The organism is Serratia nevei (assembly GCF_037948395.1).
GTDB lineage: Bacteria > Pseudomonadota > Gammaproteobacteria > Enterobacterales > Enterobacteriaceae > Serratia > Serratia nevei.
Map to the genome: position 1 here is coordinate 104,170 of NZ_CP149940.1, position 20,318 is coordinate 124,487.

A 20,318-nucleotide genomic window follows, 5' to 3' on the forward strand; every position below is an offset into this window, starting at 1 on the left:
CGACTAAAGGCGTTTATATTTAAAGATAGCCATTTTTACTCTGGCAATAACAAATCTCCGACGCTCTGCAACAATATTTGTTGAGAATCATCTTATTGCCTCTCTCTTTTTGTATCGTTGCTATAGTTAATTAACATAGCCTATTTTCGCCAAGGCGGAAGAATGAATAACGCACCCACCCATTTTCGTGCAGCGGCACCTGGGGAGAGCCAGGATGACCTGCAGGCGCTCAGCCAGGCTTTTTCATTGCCGAAATTAAGCTATGTCGATATTTCGCGGCAGGAGCGGTTAACGCAAATGATGACGCGCTGGCCGTTGTTGGCCGAATTGGCGCAGACCACGGGGAGCCACTGATCTATGCCGGTGATCGCGCTGCAAGGGTTGCGGGGTGGAATGGGGACGACGTCGGTCACGGCGGCGCTCGCCTGGGCGTTGCAGCAGCTGGGCGAATCGGTGTTGGCGATCGATTTCACGCCGGACAATCTGCTGCGCCTGCATTTCAACACGCCGTTCGAGCTGGCGCGTGGCTGGGCCCGCGCGGAGCGGGACGGCGGGCGCTGGCAGGAAGGGGCGCTGCGTTACTGTGAAAACCTCAACTTTCTGCCCTTTGGCCGCCTGAATGCAGCGGAACGGCTGGAAGTGCAGCGCCAGTGTCAGCAACAGCCGGAACGCTGGCGCGACAATGTGCGCCAGCTGATCGCCGGCGATCCGCTGCGCTGGATCCTGCTGGATGTTCCGGTCGGGGACGGCGTGCTGGCGCAGCAGGCGCTGCAGCTTGCCGACAGCGTGTTCGTGCTGTTGAACCCCGACGCCAACTGCCAGGTACGGCTCCATCAGCAGACGCTGCCGAACGACTGCCGTTTCTTGGTCAATCACTACTCCTCCGCCAGCCAGCTGCAGCAGGATCTGCATCAGCTGTGGCTGCAAACGCTGAGCGGCCTGTTGCCGGTGGTGATCCATCGCGACGAAGCGTTGGCGGAAGCGCTGGCGGTCAAGCAGCCGTTGGGCGAGTACCGCCCCGAGAGTCTGGCGGCGGATGAAGTGCTGACGCTGGCCAACTGGTGCCTGATCAACCTCAAGCGGGGCGTTGCGCCATGAGCCGGGTGCTGAGCCTACTGCTGGTGCCGCCGGTGCGTCAGGCGGTGCAGACGCGCTACCGCGGCTATCGGCGCAACGGCGCGTCGGCGCTAACCGCCTTTTTCGCCACGCTGCTGGTGGCGTTGGGCTGGCTGCTGCTGCGCTTCGAATCGCCGGCCTGGCAGCGCGTGCGCGCCGGCCGCGCTTATTGGTTCCCGCATCTCTCCGCCGACCGCCCGCGCCCGGCGGATGCGCTGCGTTATCTGCTGCAGGGGCTGTGGCTGCTGCTGTTTCGCAGCGGCCGCGCGCCGGTGCAGCGCGACTATTTCGCCGGTTGGCGCCGCCTGCAGCAGCGCTGTGCCGACTGGCTGCAGGGCCTGCCGCAGCGGCTGAAGAACGCCGGCGTGGAGCAGCGTTCGGTGGAGCGCCTCGGCCGCATGAGCCGCGGCATGCGGCGCGCGCTGTTTATTCTGGTCAGCGTGCTGGCGGCGATCCTCGCCATGCTGTGCATCTCGCAACCGTTCGATCTGCCGGCGCAGTTCGTGTTCGTCCTGCTGCTGTGGGGGATCGCGATGGTGGTGCGCCGGGTGCCGGGGCGCCTGCCGGGGTTGATGCTGATCGTGCTGTCGCTGACCGTATCCTGTCGCTACCTGTGGTGGCGCTATACCGCCACGCTGAACTGGGACGATCCGCTCAGCCTGGTGTGCGGCCTGTTGCTGCTGGTGGCGGAAACCTACGCCTGGGTGGTGCTGGTGCTGGGCTATTTCCAGACCGTCTGGCCGCTTAACCGGCAGCCGGTGCCGTTGCCCGCCGATAGCGCCACCTGGCCGACTATCGATCTGATGGTGCCGACTTACAACGAAGATCTCGGGGTGGTGAAGCCCACCATCTACGCGGCGCTGGGCATCGACTGGCCGAAAGAGAAGGTGAACATCTATATCCTCGATGACGGCAACCGTCCCGAATTCCGGGCGTTCGCTGACGAAGTGGGGGTGAAATACATCGCCAGGCCGACCCACGAACACGCCAAGGCCGGCAACATCAACAATGCGCTGAAGCAGGCCACCGGCGAGTTCGTGGCGATTTTCGACTGCGACCACGTGCCGACGCGCTCCTTCCTGCAGCTGACCATGGGCTGGTTCTTCAAAGACAAAAAGCTGGCGATGCTGCAAACCCCGCACCACTTCTTCTCGCCGGATCCGTTCGAGCGCAACCTCGGGCGCTTCCGCCAGACGCCCAACGAGGGCACCTTGTTCTACGGGCTGGTGCAGGACGGCAACGACATGTGGGACGCCACCTTCTTCTGCGGCTCTTGCGCCATCCTGCGCCGCAGCGCGCTGGACGAGATCGGCGGCATTGCGGTGGAAACCGTCACCGAAGACGCCCACACCTCGCTGCGCTTGCACCGGCGCGGGCACACCTCGGCCTACATCCGCATTCCGCAGGCCGCCGGGCTGGCGACCGAGAGCCTGTCGGCGCACATCGGCCAGCGCATTCGCTGGGCGCGCGGCATGGTGCAGATCTTCCGGCTGGACAACCCGCTGTTGGGCAAGGGGCTGAAACTGGCGCAGCGCCTGTGCTACGCCAACGCCATGCTGCACTTCCTGTCGGGCATTCCGCGGCTGATCTTCCTCACCGCGCCGCTGGCGTTTTTGCTGCTGCATGCCTACATCATCTTCGCACCGGCGCTGGCGATCGCGCTTTATGTGCTGCCGCACATGATCCACGCCAGCCTGACCAACTCACGTATCCAGGGGAAATACCGCCATTCGTTCTGGAGCGAAATCTATGAAACCGTGCTGGCCTGGTATATCGCGCGGCCGACGACGGTGGCGCTGTTCAATCCGCACAAGGGCAAATTCAACGTCACCGCCAAGGGCGGGCTGGTGGAGGAGGAGCACGTCGACTGGGTGATCACCCGGCCTTACATGTTCCTGGTGATCCTGAACCTGGCCGGGCTGGCGTTCGGCGTCTGGCGGTTGGCCTATGGCCCGACGGACGAGGTGATGACGGTGATCATCAGCCTGGTATGGGTGCTGTACAACATGACGATTCTCGGCGGCGCGGTGGCGGTGGCGGTGGAGGCCAAGCAGGTGCGTCAGGCGCACCGCGTGGAAATCGCCATGCCGGCGGCGATCGCGCGCGCCGACGGCCATCTGTATCCCTGCACGCTGCGCGATTACTCCGACGGCGGCGTGGGCATTGAGATGCGGGTGGAAAACGCGTTGAAAGACGGCGACAAAGCCTCGCTGCTGCTCAAGCGCGGCCAGCAGGAGTACAGCTTCCCCTGCGTGGTGACGCGCGCCTTCGGCAACAAGGTGGGGGTGCGCCTGGCCGACCTCTCCACCCGTGAACACATCGATTTCATTCAGTGCACCTTCGCCCGCGCCGATACCTGGGCGCTATGGCAGGACGGGTTCCCTGAAGACCGGCCGATCGAAAGCCTGCGCGACGTGCTGGCGCTGGGCTTCCGGGGGTATGTGCGCATGGCGGACTATGCGCCGCCGCTGGTGCGCGGTCTGCTGGTCGGGGTCACGTCGCTGACCGCCTGGGTAGTGTCGTTTATTCCGCGCGGCGTCGGCAGGGATCCGACCTTGGGTCAACAAGAAACAGTGGGTTAGCTGCGAGTTCAACCGCCCGCTCACTCGCCCGGTGAACAGGCTCCAACATTGATGATGATACGATGACGAGAAAAATAACCTGGTTAACTGCTCTGGCCTTAGGCATCAGCACCCTGTCGCAGGCCGAAACCGCCACCGCGCCGACCGTGTCGGCCCAGCCGCCGATCGCCGCGGCGGCCGATACGGCGACCGCGCCACCGCCGGCCGCCGCGCCGCAGGATCCGAATGCGCCGGTGCGCGACGTGTCGCTGCCGTTTGCGCAGATAGCGCCGCCGCCGGGCACCTTTGTTTTGCGCGGCACCCGGCCGGACGGGCAGATCGAATTCAGCGTGCGCAGCGATGAGGTGGTCTCGCAGGCGATGCTCGATATGGAGTTTACGCCGTCGCCGGCGCTGATCCCGGTGGAGTCGCACGTCAAGGTCTACCTGAACGACGAGCTGATGGGGGTGACCACGATCGCCAAGGAGCAGCTGGGCAAGCCCAATCGCATCCAGATGGCGATCGATCCGCGCTATATCACCGATTTTAACCGCGTCCGGCTGGTGTTCGTCGGCCATTATCAGAACATCTGCGAAAACCCGGCCAGCACTTCGCTGTGGCTCGACGTCAGCAAATCGAGCGCGTTGAAGCTGCGTTTCCAGACGCTGCCGGTGAAAAACGAGCTGTCGCACTTCCCTGAGCCGTTCTTCGACAGCCGCGATAATCGGCCGCTGACGCTGCCGATGGTGTTCGCCGGCCAGCCTGATCTCGCCCAGCAGCGCGCGGCGGGCATTCTGGCTTCCTGGTTCGGCAGCAAGGCGCAGTGGCGCGGGCAATCCTTCCCGGCGCTGTACAACGCGCTGCCGACGCAGCACGCGGTGGTGTTCGCCACCAACCAGCAGCGCCCGGATTTCCTGCGCGATTATCCGGCGGTCAACGGCCCGACGGTGGAGATGATCAGCCACCCCGATAACCCGTACGTTAAACTGCTGCTGATTCAGGGGCGTGACGACAGCGATTTGATCACCGCGGTGAAGGGCATCGCGCAGGGCAACATCCTGTTCCGCGGCCAGAACGTGACGGTGGACAAGGTGGAACAGCTCGCGCCGCGTCAGCCTTACGACGCGCCGAACTGGGTGCGCACCGATCGGCCGATGACCTTCGCCGAGCTGCAGCAATACGCCGAGCAGCTGCAAACCAGCGGCATCGAACCCGGCCCGATCTCGCTGACCATGAACCTGCCGCCGGATCTGTTCCTGATCCGCAGCACCGGCATCGACATGCACCTGAAATACCGTTATACCGCGCCGCGCATTCAGGACGGTTCGCGGCTGAGCGTCAGTCTGAACAACCAGTTCGTGCAGGCTTACTCGCTGGTGCCGGAACACGAACAGGGCGCACAGCTGCTGCGCCTGCCGCTGACGCAGGGGCTGCTCGACTCCGACAAGAACGTCAGTATTCCGGCGTTGCGGCTGGGCGCCACCAACCAGCTGCGTTTTGACTTCGATTACACCACGCTGCTGGCCAGCGGCGCGGAAGGGCGCTGCGAAACCTACTCCTTCACGCAAAACCACGCGGTGATCGACGGCGCGTCCACCATCGATTTCTCCGGCTACCGCCACTTTATGGCGATGCCGGACCTGCGCGCCTTCGCCAACGCCGGCTTCCCGTTCAGCCGCCTGGCGGATCTGTCGCAAACGCTGGTGTTGGTGAACCAGAAACCGCAGCCGGCGCAGGTCAGCGCGCTGCTGAACGCGCTGGGGGTGATCGGCGCGCAAACCGGCTACCCGGCGCTGGCCTTCACGCTCAGCGACGACTGGTCGCAGGCCAAGGATCGCGACGACGATATCCTGATGGTCGGCACCATCCCGCCGGAGCTGCGCGACGACAAGAAAATCAGCCTGCTGGTGGACGCGACCCAAAGCTGGGTGAAACAGCCGACGCGGCAGCCGCCGCTGCCCAGCGCGGAAGTGCTGGCGGAAGATACCAAACCGGACAGCAAGACCAGCGTCAGCTCCGAGGGGGCGATGTCGGCGATCATCGGCGTGCAGTCGCCGTTCAACGACCAGCGCGGCATCGTGGCGCTGCTGGCGGACAGCCCGCGCGGCTATGAGCTGCTGAACGATGCCCTGCTGGACAGCGGCAAGCGCGCCGCTGTGTTCGGCTCGGTGGCGGTGATCCGCGAATCGGGGGTCAATAGCCTGCGCGTCGGCGATATTTACTATGTCGGCCACCTGCCGTGGTGGGAGCGGCTGTGGTATGCCCTGTCCACCCATCCGGTGCTGCTGGCGGTGATCGCGGTAGTGCTGGTGGTGATCCTGGGGCTGATGCTGTGGCGCGGCCTGAAGGCCTTCAGCCGGCGTCGTCTGGCGCCTGAAGATCGGGATTGACGGCGGTGAGCGCGATGCTGCAACGCCTGTCGCTCGGCATGCTGCTGCTGTGCGCGTTCAGCGCGGCGGCGGCCTGCGAGTGGCCGGGCTGGCAACAGTACAAGCAGTACTACATCAGCCCGCAGGGGCGGGTGATCGATCCGAGCAGCCCGAACAAAATCACCACCTCAGAGGGACAGAGTTACGGCCTGTTCTTCGCCCTGGTGGCCAACGACCGGCCGACTTTCGATCGGCTGCTGGCCTGGACGGAGAACAACCTGGCGGCGGGCGATCTCAGCGCCCGTTTGCCCGCCTGGCTGTGGGGCGAGAGCGACGACAAGCAGTGGAAGGTGCTGGACGCCAACTCAGCGTCGGATGCCGATCTGTGGATAGCTTACAACCTGCTCGAAGCCGGCCGCCTGTGGAAAAGCCGGCGTTATCAAACCCTGGGGACGCTGCTGCTGCAACGCATCGGCCGCGAGGAAGTGGCCGACATTCCCGGCCTGGGCCTGATGCTGTTGCCGGGCAAAGTCGGGTTCGTGGCGGAAGATCGCTGGCGGCTGAACCCCAGCTACCTGCCGCCGCAGCTGCTGGCGCGTTTTGCGGCGCTGAACGGCCCGTGGCGCGCGATGCGCCAGGTCAATCAGCGGCTGTGGCTGGACACCGCGCCGCACGGCTTCTCACCGGACTGGGTGGTGTGGCGGGTCGGTGCCGGCTGGCAGCCGGATACCGTCAAGCCGAACGTCGGCAGCTACGACGCCATTCGGGTCTATCTGTGGGCCGGCATGCTGGCGGACGACGATGAGCACAAGGCGGCGCTGCTCGAACGCTTCCAGCCGATGGCGCATCTCACCGCCAAACAGGGCGTGCCGCCGGAAAAAACCGATACCGCCAGCGGCAAAACCACCGGCACCGGCCCGATCGGCTTTTCTGCCTCGATGCTGCCGATGTTGGCGACGCAGGCCGAGGCGCTGACGACACAGCGGCAACGCATCAGCGAACATCCGCCGGGTGACGACGCCTATTTCAGCGCCTCGCTGACGCTGTTCGGTCAGGGGTGGGATCAACAACGTTATCGCTTTAATCGTCAGGGTGAATTGCAACCCTCGTGGGACGGCCAATGCACAACTTCAAAATAAACTGGCTGAATTTGATTCCGCTGAGCCTGGCGATGTTGCCACAGGCACGCGCCGCGGAGGCCGTGGCCCCGGAGCAGTGGCTGCTGGAGCAGGTGCGTATTGGCGAGGCCGGCAACAAGGACGATCTGGTGCGCCAGTCGCTGTACCGGCTCGAGCTGATGGATCCGAACAACCCGGACGTGATCGCCGCGCGCATGCGTTTGGCGCTGCGGCAGGGCAACATGGCGCTGGCGCAGCAGCAGTTGGACAAGCTGAAAACCCTCGCGCCGCAGTCCAGCGCCTATCGCCAGGCGCAAATGAACATGCTGCTGACGCAGCCGGAAACCCGGCAAAAGCTGCAGCAGGCCCGCCTGATGGCGACTGCCGGTCGGTTGCCGGAGGCCAAGGCGCAGTACGATGCGCTGTTCCACGGCGAGCCGCCGACGCTCGATCTGGCGGTGGAATATTGGCGACTGGTGGCGCGTTTGCCGGGGCAGGAGGCGAAGGCGTTGAAGCAGCTGCAGGCGCTGGATCAGCAATATTCCGGCAACGTGGCGCTGCGTATGTCGCTGGCGCGCATGCTGTTCAGTCAGAACCAGGACGCGCAGGCCTATGAGCTGCTGCAGAAGATCGCCGCCGATCCGGCCGGGCGCGGCGATGCCGCCGATCTGTGGCTGGACAAGGTCAAAGCGATGCCGGTCAGCGCGCAAAGCGTGGCGGCGCTCAACCGCTTCCTCGGCGTGTTCGACACCGGCGATCAGGCGACCAGCGCCCGCGAAGAGCTGGCCAGACAGCAGAAACTGTTGGCCGATCCGGCGTATCAGGCACGGGTACGCGGCCTGGCACAGGTGGATAAAGGCGGCAGCCGGGCGGCCATTCCGGAGTTGCAAAAGGCGTTGGCGGCGGCGCCGAACGACGCCGAGGTGCTGGGCGCGCTCGGCCAGGCCTATTCGCGCGCCGGCAACCGCCCGCAGGCGCTGAAACTGTTCCGCCAGGCGCTGGCCGCCGACAAGAACGGCTACGACAGCGGCAAGTGGCAAAGCCTGATCAAGAGCACCGGCTACTGGCTGGCGATCGACGAAGGCGACAAGGCGCTGAAGGCCGGCAATCTCGCGCTGGCCAGGCAGAAATACCAGCAGGCGCGCCAGCTCGACGACAGCGACGGCGATGCGTTTATCGGCCTGGGCGATGTGGCGGTGGCGAGCAAGGATGACGCCGCGGCGGAAGGATTTTATCAGCAGGCGCTGCGGCGCGACCCCGGCAACGGCAGCGCGCTGCGCGGCCTGGTGAATCTCTATCAACGGCAGTCGCCGGAAAAAGCGCTGGCCTACCTCAACGGCCTGCCGCGCAGCCAACAGGCCAAGCTGCGTAGCACCCTCGACGGGCTGCGGCTCGATATGTTGAAACAGCAGGCGGAGGCGCTGGCGGCGCAGCAGCAGTGGCAGCAGGCGGCGGAAATCTATCGCCGCGCTCAGCCGATGGATCCCGACGATGTCTGGCTGACCTATCGTTACGCGCAGGCGCTGCGTCAGGCCGGGCAGCCGCAGCAGGCGGACGCTCTGTTCCGGCAGCTGGCGCAGCGTCAGCGCGTCAATCCGCAGTTGGCCTATGCCTATGCGCTCTACCTTTCCGGCAGCGATCGCGACGACCAGGCGCTGGCGCAGCTCAATACGCTGCCTGTGGCGCAGTGGAACGACAACATGCGCGAACTGGCGCAGCGGCTGAAAATGCAGGCGGTGATCGCGCAGGCCGAACGGCTGCGGGCGGCCGGCGACGAACCGGCGGCGGAAGCCTATCTGCGCCGGCAGCCGGCGGACACCCGCATCGATTTGCTGCTGGCCGACTGGGCGCTGGCGCGCGGGGAGTATGCGGCGGCGCTGGAGGATTATCAGCGGGTGAAACGGCGCGAACCGAACAACCCGGATGCGCAACTGGGCGAGATCGAAGCCTATGTCGCGCAAGGGGATTTGGACGCGGCGCGCCAGCGGCTGAAAACCGAACCGCAGCCGCAAGACGCTTCGCTCAATAGCCAACGGCGGGTGGCCAACGCCTGGAGTGCGGTCGGCGATCCGCAGCAGGCCGACGCGCTCTTCAACCGGCTGAAAACGGCGGCGGCCTCGGAGCCCGTGGGGCAGACCAAGGCGCTGATCTACCGCGACGCCGCCCGTCTGGAACGGGCGCAGCGGCAGCCGGAGCGGGCGCAGCAGGACTACCGCCAGGCGATGGTGGCCGGCGGCATCACGCCGACGCTGCCGCAGGACAATGACAGCTACACCTATTTGACGCGCAATAACCCGAGCGACGACTGGCTGAAACGCGGCATCCGTTCCGACGCCGCGGATCTGTATCGGCAGCAAGACGTGAACGTCACGCTCGATCACGATTACTGGCGCTCGAGCGGCACCGGCGGCATTTCCGACTTCAACGCGCACGACACCATGCTGCAGGTGGACATGCCGCTGTATGACGGGCGCGCCTTCTTGCGCACCGACACCGTGCAGCTGGACGCCGGCCGCTTCTCGACCGACGGCAGCGGCAAGTACTACGAGACCTTCGGCACCTGCAATACGCAAGGGTGCCGCGGCGATGAACACCAGAAAACCACCGGCACCAGCGTGGCGGCCGGCTGGAAAAACGACCGCTGGGCCGCCGACATCGGCACGACGCCGATGGGCTTTGAGGTGGTCGACTGGACCGGCGGCCTGGCCTACAGCGGCGACTGGAACCACATCGGTTGGACGCTGGCGGCCTCGCGGCGGCCGATCTCCAGCTCGCTGCTGGCGTTCGGCGGTGCCAAAGATCCGAACACCGGCACCACCTGGGGCGGCGTGCGCGCCACCGGCGTCAGCCTGAGCGCGAGCTACGATCGCGGCGAGGCGAACGGCGTGTGGGCCGATCTCAGCGCGCACCAGATTACCGGCAAGAACGTGGCGGACAACCAGCGGCAGCGGTTGATGGCCGGCTACTACTACAAGCTGATCAACGAAGACAATCGCCGTCTGAGCGTCGGGCTCAATACCATGCTGTGGCACTACCAGAAGGATTTGAGCGGCTACTCGCTGGGGCAGGGCGGCTATTACAGCCCGCAGCAATATCTGTCGCTGTCGCTGCCGGTCAACTATCGCCAGCGCACCGAGAACTGGTCGTGGGAGCTGGGCGGTTCGGTTTCGATGTCCCATTCGAAAACCGATAGCCAGCGCCGCTATCCGCTGCAGGGGCTGATCCCGGATTCACTGCCCGATAAGTTCGCCGTCGAGGACGGCAGCGCCTCGAGCGGCGTCGGTTATACGCTGCGGGCGATCGTCGAACGCCGCCTCAGTTCGCACTGGACGCTCGGCGCCGGCATCGACATTCAGCAGGCGAAGGACTATACGCCGAGCCACGCGTTGATTTATCTGCGTTATTCCCTGGCCGGCTGGCAGGGAGATCTCGATTTGCCGCCGCAACCGCTGACGCCTTACGCCGACTTCAAGTAACCGGGAGGGGAAAGATTCGGAGTGTCGGACACCGGGGAGTTTTGTTACCCTGTGTCCGGGTCGCGTTTGTTCGCTTTAGGAAAAGACTGAAACCCGCGATTTTCTTGGCTTTGCCTGCGGCATAGCCAGATTAAAACAGCCGATGATCGAGTATACTCAGCCCGGTTCGAGGGGGCGGGTGAGAGTCAGCCCCCTTTTTGTTTCAGCCCGATTTCACGGAGAGCAGGTTTGCGGGTCAGGCGTTCGTTAACGATTAAGCAGATGGCGACGGTGTCCGGCGTGGCACTGGTCACGATCTGTATCTTTATCGTGATCCAGTTATTCCACTTTGTGCAGCAGCGCAGGGATGACTACGCCCAGCAACTGGAGAATATCGCTCATTCCGTGCGCCAGCCGTTGGCGGAAGCGGTGCTGCGCATGGACGTGCCGGAAGCCAAAAAGGTGCTGAATACGCTGCTGCCGGTCGGCATTTTGAGCCGGGCGGATATCGTCTTGCCGAACGAGTTTCAGGCGCTGCACGCCAATTTCCCGCCTGAGAGGCCGGTGCCGACGCTGATCGCCCGGCTGTTTGAACTGCCGATCCAAATTTCCGTACCGCTCTATTCGCTGGAGCGGGTGCCGGCTAACCAGCAGCCGCTGGCCTATCTGGTGCTGCAGGCCGACTCGTTCCGCATGTACCAGTTTATCCTCAGTATTTTGTCGACCATGTTGTCGACCTACCTGCTGCTGGCGCTGATCCTGTCGGTGGCCATCACCTGGTGCATGAACCGGCTGATGGTGCATCCGCTGCGCGCGATGGCCAAGGAGCTGGAAAACATCTCGCAGGACGAAGCGCCCTATCACCAGCTGATGCTGCCGGCGCTGCACCAGGACGACGAGCTCGGCCTGTTGGTGCGCAACTACAACCGCAATCAACAGACGCTGGCCAAGGCGCATGCCGACATGAGCCGCCTCAGCACCCGCCATCCGGTGACCGAACTGCCGAATCCGGCGTTGCTGAACGCGTTGCTGGAACAGCATATCGCTTCCAGCCTGCGCCCCGAGCGTTTTAACCTGCTGGTGATCGGCATCGAGACGCTGCATGAGGCCTCGGGCGTGATGAGCCCGGCGATGCGTGAAGCGTTGCTGTTGGCGCTGGCGAAGAAGCTGCGCGGCTGCATCGACGAAAACGGCGTGCTGGCGCAGCTGAGCAATACCGAATTCGCCATCCTGGCCAAGGGCATCGAGCGGCCGTTCCACGCCATGCAGCTGGCACGGCGCATCATGGCGGAGATCAACGCGCCGTTGACGCTGGAAGGCTTGGCGCTGCGGCCCAACGCCAGCATCGGCATCGCGCACTACCTTAATCAGGGGGAAAGTGCGGAACAGCTGCTGCGCAGCGCCACCTCGGCGATGATGTCCGCGCACCGCGAAGGAAAAAATCAGATCCTGTTCTTCGAACCCAGCCTGACGGAACGCACGCAGAAGCGGTTGACGCAGGAGAGCGAGATCTTGCACGGCATCGAACAGCGGCATTTTACGCTGTTCCTGCAGCCGCAGATCGACATGCAGTCCAACGAGGTGATCGGCGCCGAAGCGTTGCTGCGTTGGCAGCAGTATGACGGCAGCTATACCCTGCCGGCCGACGTTATCCCGCTCGCGGAAGAGCTGGGCGTGATCGTGCCCCTCGGCAACTGGGTGCTGGAAGAGTCCTGCCGTATCCTGGCGGACTGGCAGCAACGCGGCATTGAGCTGCCGCTGGCGGTCAACGTTTCCGGTATTCAGATGCAGGATGAGGCGTTCGTTCCGCATCTGAAAAACCTGCTGGCGCAGTATCGGATCGATCCGCGCAAGCTGCTGCTGGAGATCACCGAGACGGTACGCATCGACGATCTCGACCGTGCGCTGGCGCTGCTGCGTGAGCTGCACGATCTGGGATTGTCGATCGCGCTGGACGACTTCGGGATGGGCTACTCCAGCCTGGAGTACCTGAACCGCTTGAAATCCCTGCCGATTGACCTGATTAAAATCGACCGCAGTTTCATTCAGGGGCTGCCGGCCGACGATGCGATGGTGCGCATCGTCAGCTCGATCTCTGAAGTGCTGGCGTTGCCGGTGATGGCCGAAGGCGTGGAAAACGCCGAGCAGCGCGACTGGCTGCTGAAGCACGGCATTCGCAGCGGGCAAGGATTCCTGTTTGCCCGGCCGCTGCCGCGCGAAGCGTTCGAAGCCGAGTTTTGCCGCGCGGCGCCGTGAGCGTCGCGTTACCTTTCCGGTACTTTTCCCCGTCCGAAAATCGCCATTCTCTCCCTACCTCTTTTGAGTTAGTGCAAACAAAGGCTTACGCAATTTTCAGCTTTGCACCCAGACTGACGCGTTTCAGCTCTTAAATTCACATCAACCCCGTGGGGCGGGTGCAACAAATTATTTCCATGTTGTTAAGTGGGTGTTATTTTCCGCGCAAGCGATGAACAGGCTGGATGTTTAGACTGCTGCCTGGTGCGTGTCTTCCCCCCATAGGACGTTCATATGAAAACAACAATCTTTAAGAGCCTCTATTTTCAGGTGCTGACGGCGATCACGCTGGGTATCCTGCTTGGCCATTTCTACCCTGACCTCGGCGCCGAGATGAAACCTCTGGGCGATGGCTTCGTCAAACTGATCAAGATGATTATCGCCCCGGTGATCTTCTGCACCGTGGTGACCGGCATCGCCGGCATGGAAAGCATGAAGGCGGTGGGCCGCACCGGCGCCATCGCGCTGCTGTATTTTGAAATCGTCAGCACCATCGCGCTGATTATCGGCCTGGTGATCGTCAACCTGGTGCAACCGGGCGCTGGCATGAACGTCGATCCCGGCACGCTGGACGCCAAAGCGGTAGCGGTCTACGCCGAGCAGGCGCAGCAGCAGGGCATCATTCCGTTCCTGCTGGATATCATTCCCGGCAGCGTGATCGGCGCGTTCGCCAGCGGCAACATTCTGCAGGTGCTGCTGTTCGCGGTGCTGTTCGGCTTCGCCCTGCATCGTCTGGGTGAGAAAGGGCAGCTGATCTTCAACGTGATCGACAGCTTCTCGCGGGTGATTTTCGGCATCATCAACATGATCATGCGCCTGGCGCCGCTGGGGGCCTTCGGCGCCATGGCGTTTACCATCGGTAAATACGGCGTCGGCACCCTGGTGCAACTCGGCCAGCTGATCGTGTGCTTCTACATTACCTGTATCCTGTTCGTGGTGGTGGTGTTGGGCAGCATCGCCCGCGCCAACGGCTTCAGCATCTTCAAATTCGTCAACTACATCAAAGAAGAACTGTTGATCGTGCTGGGGACCTCGTCGTCCGAGTCCGCGTTGCCGCGCATGCTGGATAAAATGGAGAAGCTGGGCTGCAAGAAATCGGTGGTGGGCCTGGTGATCCCGACCGGGTACTCCTTTAACCTGGACGGCACGTCTATCTACCTGACCATGGCCGCGGTGTTTATCGCGCAGGCGACCAATACCCACATGGACATCATGCATCAGGTTACTCTGCTGGTGGTGCTGCTGCTTTCCTCCAAAGGGGCGGCGGGCGTGACCGGCAGCGGCTTTATCGTGCTGGCCGCCACCATCTCCGCCGTCGGCCATCTGCCGTTGGCCGGCCTGGCGCTGATCCTCGGCATCGATCGCTTCATGTCGGAAGCCCGCGCGCTGACCAACCTGGTGGGCAACGGGGTGGCGACCGTGGTGGTGGCGAAGTGGTGCGACCAACTGGATGAGAAACAGCTGAAAGACACGCTGAACAACAAAAACGCCGGCGCGGACAAAACGCAGCCTTCCGCCTGATATTGGCGGCGAATCACCGGCCGCAGCCGCGGCCGGTGAGGGAAAACCCCTGCCTCGTAACGATTTCTTGCATTAAAAACCCCGCTATCTATTATTTTTCACTCTAATGAGTGACATCCGCAAAGGCGCGCGGTCTAACACGATGGTACACTTTCTGCTTTCCGCCCCACTGTGAAACTCAGGGCGTATTTTTATGATTCCATTGAATGGAATACACGCATTTGCATAAGAAATTGGATAGTCATTAAGTAGGGGTTCACATGCAGGGCACCAGAATTCATCTTATAGTTGGTGGGCTGCTATTGGCTGCCGCCAGTAGCAGCGTGCAGGCTGAAGCACTACAACCCGATCCTGCCTGGCAGCAGGGGTCGCTGGCCAACGGGTTTTCATGGCAGATTCTCGATACGCCGCAGCGGCCAAGCGACCGCGTGGAACTGCGGCTGATCGTCAATACCGGCTCCCTGGTGGAGTCTTCGCAGCAGACCGGCTTCGCCCATCTGCTGCCGCGGCTGGCGTTGGCGCGCAGCGAAAGCTTTACCGCGCCGCAGCTGCGCGCCCTGTGGCAACAGAGCGTGGATAACGAGCGGCCGCTGCCGCCGGCGATCATCTCGTATGATTTCACCATGTATAACCTCAGCCTGCCGAACAACCGGCCCGACCTGCTGAAAGAAGCGCTGGCCTGGCTGGCGGACACCACCGGCAAACTGGCGATCGACGAGCATACGGTGCACGCGGTGATGAATTCCAGCATCAATCCGGTCGGCACTTTCCCGCCCAATACCAAAGACGCCTGGTGGCGTTACCGCCTGAAAGGCTCGACGCTGCTGGCGCACGATCCGGCGCAGCCGGCGAAACGGCCGGTCAATCTCGAGCAGCTGAAGAAATTCTATCAACAGTGGTATACCCCGGACGCCATGACGCTGTTCGTGGTCGGCAAGGTGGACAGCCGCAGCCTGGGCGAACAGATCAACAAGGCGTTCTCGCCGCTGCAGGGCAAACGTGAAACCCCGGCCCCGATGCCGACGCTGACGCCGCTGCCACAGCAGCCGGTAAGCCTGATCAGCGAGCAGGTGAAGCAGGATACGCTGTCTATCATGTGGGATTCGCCGTGGCATCCGATTCGCGATTCGCAGAGCCTGCTCCGCTACTGGCGTGGCGATCTTGCTCGCGAGGCGCTGTTCTGGCATCTCCAGCAGACGCTGGAAAAAAGCGACCAGAAGAACCTGCATCTGGGCTTTGACTGCCGCGTGCAGTACCAGCGCGGGCAGTGCGCCATCCATCTGGATACGCCGAACAACAATCTGAACGGCAGCCTGGGCTTTATCGCCCGCGAGCTGGCCAACGTGCGTGACAACGGCCTGTCCAAAGAGGAATTCGATGCATTGCTGGCGCAGAAAAACGATCAGCTGAGCAAGCTGTTCGCGACCTACGCCCGTACCGATACCGACGTGCTGATGAGCCAGCGCCTGCGTTCGCAGCAGAGCGGGGTGGTGGATATCGCGCCGGAGCTGTATCAGAAGCTGCGTCAGGAGTTCCTGTCCAGCCTGACGCTGGAGACGCTGAATCAGGCGCTGAAGCTGCAGCTTTCTCAGGAGGCGACGCTGGTGCTGATGCAGCCGAAGGGCGAGCCGGAAATGAGCATGAAGCAGCTGCAGGAAACCTATAACGGCATCATGATGCCGGCGCCGGCGGTGGTGACGGAAGAAGCCAAACCGGCCGACACCGCGGTGGCTGCGCCAGCGACGGACGCCGGCGCGCAGTAATCGCAGCAGGGGGCTCAGGCCCCCTCAGTTGCGGTACAGCACCTTGATGATGTGGTAACCGAACTGGGTTTTGACCGGGCCGTAAGGTTTGAGCAGTGGGATGCTGAACACCGCTTTATCGAACGCCGGCACCATCGCGCCCTTGTTGAATTCGCCCAGCGAGCCGCCGTTGCGTTTTGACGGGCAGCTCGAGTATTTGCGCGCCAGCGTGTCGAAGCTGACGCCGCGCTTCAGCTTGGCCAGCAGCTCGTTGGCCAGCTTTTCATTGTCTACCAGAATGTGCAGGGCGCACGCCGTTTTTGCCATGGTAATGCCTTTGTCGATGCGAAAATTGCGCTGATTATACCCGCTAAATCTCATCGGCGCTTTCTGCTACAATTCCCTTCCACGTTTTACAGTCGAGCAAGCCAGCACCATGCGATTAAACCCCAGCCAACAACAAGCCGTCGAATTCGTTACCGGGCCCTGCCTGGTGTTGGCCGGTGCCGGTTCCGGCAAGACGCGCGTTATCACCAACAAGATAGCCCACCTGATCCACCACTGCGGCTATCAGGCGCGGCACATCGCCGCCGTGACCTTTACCAACAAGGCCGCACGCGAGATGAAAGAGCGCGTGTCGCAAACCCTGGGGCGTAAAGAGGCGCGCGGGCTGATGATTTCCACCTTCCATACCCTGGGGCTGGAGATCATCAAACGGGAATACGTGGCGTTGGGGATGAAGTCCAACTTCTCGCTGTTCGATGACCAGGATCAGCTGGCGCTGTTGAAAGAGCTGACCGAAAAGTGGCTGGAAAGCGACAAAACGCTGGTGGCGCAGCTGATCTCGACCATCTCCAACTGGAAAAACGACCTGATCGATCCCCAGCGGGCGGCGGAGCTGGCGCGCTCGGAGCGCGACAAGCTGTTCGCCCACTGCTACGGCCTGTACCACGCCCATATGCGGGCGTGCAACGTGCTGGACTTCGACGACCTGATCCTGTTGCCGACGCTGTTGTTGCAACGCAACGAAGAGGTGCGCGAACGCTGGCAGCAGCGTATTCGCTATCTGCTGGTGGATGAGTACCAGGATACCAACACCAGCCAGTACGAGCTGGTTAAGCTGCTGGTGGGCAACCGCGCGCGCTTTACCGTGGTGGGTGACGACGACCAGTCGATCTACTCCTGGCGCGGCGCGCGGCCGCAGAACCTGGTGCTGCTGAAGGAAGATTTCCCGGCGCTGCAGGTGATCAAGCTGGAGCAAAACTACCGTTCCAGCGAGCGTATCCTGAAGGCGGCTAACATTCTGATCGCCAATAACCCGCACGTGTTTGAAAAACGGCTGTTTTCCGAGCTGGGATATGGTGAAGAGCTGAAAGTGGTGACCGCCAACAACGAGGATCACGAAGCCGAGCGGGTGGTGGGGGAGCTGATCGCCCACCACTTCGTGAAAAAGACCAACTACGGCGACTATGCGATCCTGTACCGCGGCAACCACCAGTCGCGGGTGTTTGAAAAGATGCTGATGCAGAACCGCATCCCGTACAAGATTTCCGGCGGCACCTCGTTCTTCTCGCGCCCCGAGATCAAGGATCTGCTGGCCTACCTGCGCGTGCTGACCAACCCGGAGGACGACAGCGCCTTCCTGCGCATCGTCAATACCCCCAAGCGCGAGATCGGCCCGGCGACGCTGCAGAAGCTCGGCGAATGGGCCAACCAGCGCAACAAGAGTTTATTCCACGCCAGTTTCGATCTGGGGCTGAGCCAGCACTTGACCGGGCGCGGGCTGGAGTCATTGCAGCGCTTTACCCACTGGCTCGGCGGTATCGCCCAGCAGGCGGAACGTGAGCCGGTGGCGGCGGTGCGCGATCTGATCCGCGGCGTGGACTATGAGAGCTGGCTGTTTGAAACCTCGACCAGCCCGAAGGCCGCCGAAATGCGGATGAAGAACGTCAACACGCTGTTCGGCTGGATGACCGAGATGCTGGAAGGCAACGATCTGGACGAGCCGATGACGCTGACCCAGGTGGTGACGCGCTTCACCCTGCGCGACATGATGGAGCGCGGTGAAAGCGAAGAAGAGCTGGATCAGGTACAGCTGATGACGCTGCACGCTTCCAAAGGGCTGGAGTTCCCCTACGTATTCCTGGTGGGCATGGAAGAGGGCCTGCTACCGCACCAGAGCAGCATCGATGAAGACAATGTCGATGAAGAGCGGCGTCTGGCCTATGTGGGGATCACCCGCGCGCAAAAAGAGCTGATCTTCACCCTGTGCCGCGAGCGCCGTCAGTACGGCGAACTGGTGCGGCCGGAGCCGAGTCGCTTCCTGCTGGAACTGCCGCAGGACGATTTGGCGTGGGAAACCGAGCGTAAAGTGGTGAGCCCGCAGGAGCGGATGCAGAAGGGGCAGAGCCATCTGGCCAATATCCGCGCCCAGCTGGCCAAGGCCAAAGGCGGGAATTAAAAAGACAGGGCTAGATTACTGACAAAGGAGGAAAAAGCGTGGTTTTTCCTCCTTTGAGGTTATCAGCCGAAAATCAATGAATTGATTTTCCTTATTTTTTATATGCTGTCTTCTGTAAACCTGGCAATGTCATCAGGTTTGCCATTAACCTTCAGGCGCGAATCGCGCCCTGGTCATTTCAACGCTGTTCTTCCAACCGCAGCGTCCAATGGACGTAGCTCTGCCAGTGGCTTTCCTGCTCCAGCGCCTCGGCGCGCAGCGGATGCTGTTCCAGCCAACCCGGCGGCAAGATCACCGTCAGTTCGTCGTCCTGATTGGCGCGTAACCGCACCGCCGGCAGCGTGTCATCGCGGCGGCGGCTGGCGAAGATGATCGCCAGGCGCAAAATGCGGCACAGACGCTGCGCAGTGCGCGGCGGCAGGGCGTTTTGCTGGTTCAACAGCGACAGGTCGAGGGTGTTGCTCTGGTTTTGCAGCAGGGTGGCCAGCAGTTTTTTCTGCGCCGGGGTAAAGCCGGGTAAGTCCAGGTGGCGGATCAGGTAAGCGGCGTGTTGCGGCGCCTGCTTGAAATCGACGCTGAGGCCGAGTTCGTGGATCAGGCTGGCGCTGTGCAACAGCTCGCGACATCGCGCATCCAGCTGCCACTCGTTGGCGACCTGCTGCGAGAAGTTGGCGGCGAGTTGGCTGACGCGTTCGGCCTGCTCGGTGTCGATCAGGTAGCGACGCTGCAGGTTGCGGATGGTGCGGATGCGAATATCCTGCTCCACCGGCAGATGCAGCATGCCGTAAACCAGGCCTTCACGCAGCGCCCCGCCGGCCAGCATCATGCTCTCGATGCCCAGCTCCTGGAAGATGGCCAACAGAATGGACAGGCCGCTCGGGAAGACCAGTGCGCGCTCCAACGTCAACCCTTCGATCTCCAGCTCTTCCAGCTTGCCGCACTGAATAGCGCGCTGTTTCAGCTGGCGCAGCTTGGGCAGGGTGATGCGTTCATCCATGCCTTGCGCCACCATGATCTCCTGCAGCGCCTGCACGGTGCCGGAAGCGCCGACGCAGATCTGCCAACCTTGCTGGCGCAGCTGCGGTGCGATCGGCCGCACCATTTCGCGCGCGGCCTGTTCGGCGCGTTCGAAGTTTTCTTGCCCAAGGTTGCGATCGCTGAAATAGCGTTCCAGCCAGGTAACGCAGCCCATCGACAGGCTATACAGCTGCGATGCCTGTGCGCCGGTGCCGGTGACCAGTTCGGTGCTGCCGCCGCCGATGTCGACGACCAGCCGCCGATCCGGCCCGCCGGTGGTGTGCGCAACGCCGTGATAAATCAGCCGCGCTTCTTCTTCGCCGCTGATCACCTGCACCGGGCAGCCGAGGATTTGCTCGGCGACCTGCAGAAACTCATCGGCGTTGGACGCCAGGCGCAGCGTGGCGGTGGCGACGACGCGGATCTGCTCGCGCGGAATGTCCTGCAGGCGTTCGGAGAACAGCCGCAGGCACTGCCAGCCGCGTTGCATGGCCTCATGCGACAGGTGATTGTTCTGATCCAGCCCGGCCGCCAGGCGCACCTTGCGCTTGATCCGCGCCAGAGTCTGAATGCTGCCGGCCACCTCGCGCACCACCAACATGTGGAAGCTGTTGGAGCCGAGATCGATGGCAGCATAAAGCGTGCTGGAACTGAGCATGGCGA

At 62.7% G+C, this 20,318-nt stretch carries 12 protein-coding genes; 10 read left to right on the forward strand and 2 right to left on the reverse strand.

All coding sequences use genetic code 11. The annotated features are described in order from the left end of the window. Positions 1–162 precede the first annotated feature (162 nt). From bcsR to V8N38_RS00530, 9 genes are all read left to right on the forward strand, one after another. The gene (gene bcsR, locus V8N38_RS00490) at positions 163–354 is read left to right on the forward strand and encodes a cellulose biosynthesis protein BcsR (RefSeq protein WP_033649881.1); all 192 of its coding nucleotides are present in this window, start codon (positions 163–165) and stop codon (positions 352–354) included. A 3-nt stretch (positions 355–357) separates the two neighbouring features. Continuing rightward, the gene (gene bcsQ / locus V8N38_RS00495) at positions 358–1,098 is read left to right on the forward strand and encodes a cellulose biosynthesis protein BcsQ (protein ID WP_060424245.1); all 741 of its coding nucleotides are present in this window, start codon (positions 358–360) and stop codon (positions 1,096–1,098) included. Next, positions 1,095–3,698, forward strand: a complete 2,604-nt coding sequence (gene bcsA / locus V8N38_RS00500) for a UDP-forming cellulose synthase catalytic subunit (protein WP_147840539.1) — start codon at positions 1,095–1,097, stop codon at positions 3,696–3,698. The genes bcsQ and bcsA overlap by 4 nt, the downstream gene beginning before the upstream one ends. Positions 3,699–3,760: 62 nt before the next feature. Beyond that, positions 3,761–6,067, forward strand: coding sequence for a cellulose biosynthesis cyclic di-GMP-binding regulatory protein BcsB (gene bcsB, locus V8N38_RS00505; RefSeq protein WP_147840540.1), 2,307 nt, complete (start codon positions 3,761–3,763; stop codon positions 6,065–6,067). 5 nt (positions 6,068–6,072) lie between these two features. Beyond that, the gene (gene bcsZ / locus V8N38_RS00510; RefSeq protein WP_141957658.1) at positions 6,073–7,185 is read left to right on the forward strand and encodes a cellulose synthase complex periplasmic endoglucanase BcsZ; all 1,113 of its coding nucleotides are present in this window, start codon (positions 6,073–6,075) and stop codon (positions 7,183–7,185) included. Further along, a complete protein-coding gene (gene bcsC, locus V8N38_RS00515) occupies positions 7,167–10,640 on the forward strand; it encodes a cellulose synthase complex outer membrane protein BcsC (RefSeq protein WP_147840541.1) in 3,474 nt (1,157 codons plus the stop codon). Before bcsZ ends, bcsC begins: the two co-directional genes overlap by 19 nt. A 228-nt stretch (positions 10,641–10,868) precedes the next feature. Next, on the forward strand, positions 10,869–12,875 hold the full coding sequence (gene hmsP, locus V8N38_RS00520) for a biofilm formation regulator HmsP (RefSeq protein WP_060424237.1): 2,007 nt from the start codon (positions 10,869–10,871) through the stop codon (positions 12,873–12,875). A gap of 273 nt (positions 12,876–13,148) precedes the next feature. After that, a complete protein-coding gene (locus V8N38_RS00525; protein ID WP_038874048.1) occupies positions 13,149–14,435 on the forward strand; it encodes a dicarboxylate/amino acid:cation symporter in 1,287 nt (428 codons plus the stop codon). Between the two features lie 260 nt (positions 14,436–14,695). Then, entirely contained in the window at positions 14,696–16,198 is a 1,503-nt protein-coding gene (locus V8N38_RS00530; RefSeq protein WP_142109119.1) for a M16 family metallopeptidase, read from the forward strand. A gap of 24 nt (positions 16,199–16,222) precedes the next feature. Here the strand turns inward: V8N38_RS00530 and ppiC are convergent, their stop codons facing one another. Continuing rightward, complete coding sequence (ppiC, locus tag V8N38_RS00535; protein ID WP_004934175.1) at positions 16,223–16,504, reverse strand: peptidylprolyl isomerase PpiC; 282 nt, start codon at positions 16,502–16,504, stop codon at positions 16,223–16,225. Positions 16,505–16,613: 109 nt separating this feature from the next. Between ppiC and rep the strand changes: the two genes are divergently transcribed. Next, positions 16,614–18,638, forward strand: a complete 2,025-nt coding sequence (rep, locus tag V8N38_RS00540) for a DNA helicase Rep (RefSeq protein WP_004934177.1) — start codon at positions 16,614–16,616, stop codon at positions 18,636–18,638. A gap of 178 nt (positions 18,639–18,816) precedes the next feature. Here the strand turns inward: rep and ppx are convergent, their stop codons facing one another. Further along, positions 18,817–20,313, reverse strand: a complete 1,497-nt coding sequence (gene ppx / locus V8N38_RS00545) for an exopolyphosphatase (protein ID WP_047729463.1) — start codon at positions 20,311–20,313, stop codon at positions 18,817–18,819. Positions 20,314–20,318: the final 5 nt, after the last annotated feature.

Excerpts from the sequence above, each read along its gene's own strand:
- bcsR (WP_033649881.1), top strand. The coding sequence starts at position 163 with ATGAATAACGCACCCACCCATTTTCGTGCAGCGGCACCTGGGGAGAGC.
- bcsQ (WP_060424245.1), top strand. The coding sequence starts at position 358 with ATGCCGGTGATCGCGCTGCAAGGGTTGCGGGGTGGAATGGGGACGACG.
- bcsA (WP_147840539.1), top strand. The coding sequence starts at position 1,095 with ATGAGCCGGGTGCTGAGCCTACTGCTGGTGCCGCCGGTGCGTCAGGCG.
- bcsB (WP_147840540.1), top strand. The coding sequence starts at position 3,761 with ATGACGAGAAAAATAACCTGGTTAACTGCTCTGGCCTTAGGCATCAGC.
- bcsC (WP_147840541.1), top strand. The coding sequence starts at position 7,167 with ATGCACAACTTCAAAATAAACTGGCTGAATTTGATTCCGCTGAGCCTG.
- V8N38_RS00525 (WP_038874048.1), top strand. The coding sequence starts at position 13,149 with ATGAAAACAACAATCTTTAAGAGCCTCTATTTTCAGGTGCTGACGGCG.
- V8N38_RS00530 (WP_142109119.1), top strand. The coding sequence starts at position 14,696 with ATGCAGGGCACCAGAATTCATCTTATAGTTGGTGGGCTGCTATTGGCT.
- ppiC (WP_004934175.1), bottom strand. The coding sequence starts at position 16,504 with ATGGCAAAAACGGCGTGCGCCCTGCACATTCTGGTAGACAATGAAAAG.
- rep (WP_004934177.1), top strand. The coding sequence starts at position 16,614 with ATGCGATTAAACCCCAGCCAACAACAAGCCGTCGAATTCGTTACCGGG.
- ppx (WP_047729463.1), bottom strand. The coding sequence starts at position 20,313 with ATGCTCAGTTCCAGCACGCTTTATGCTGCCATCGATCTCGGCTCCAAC.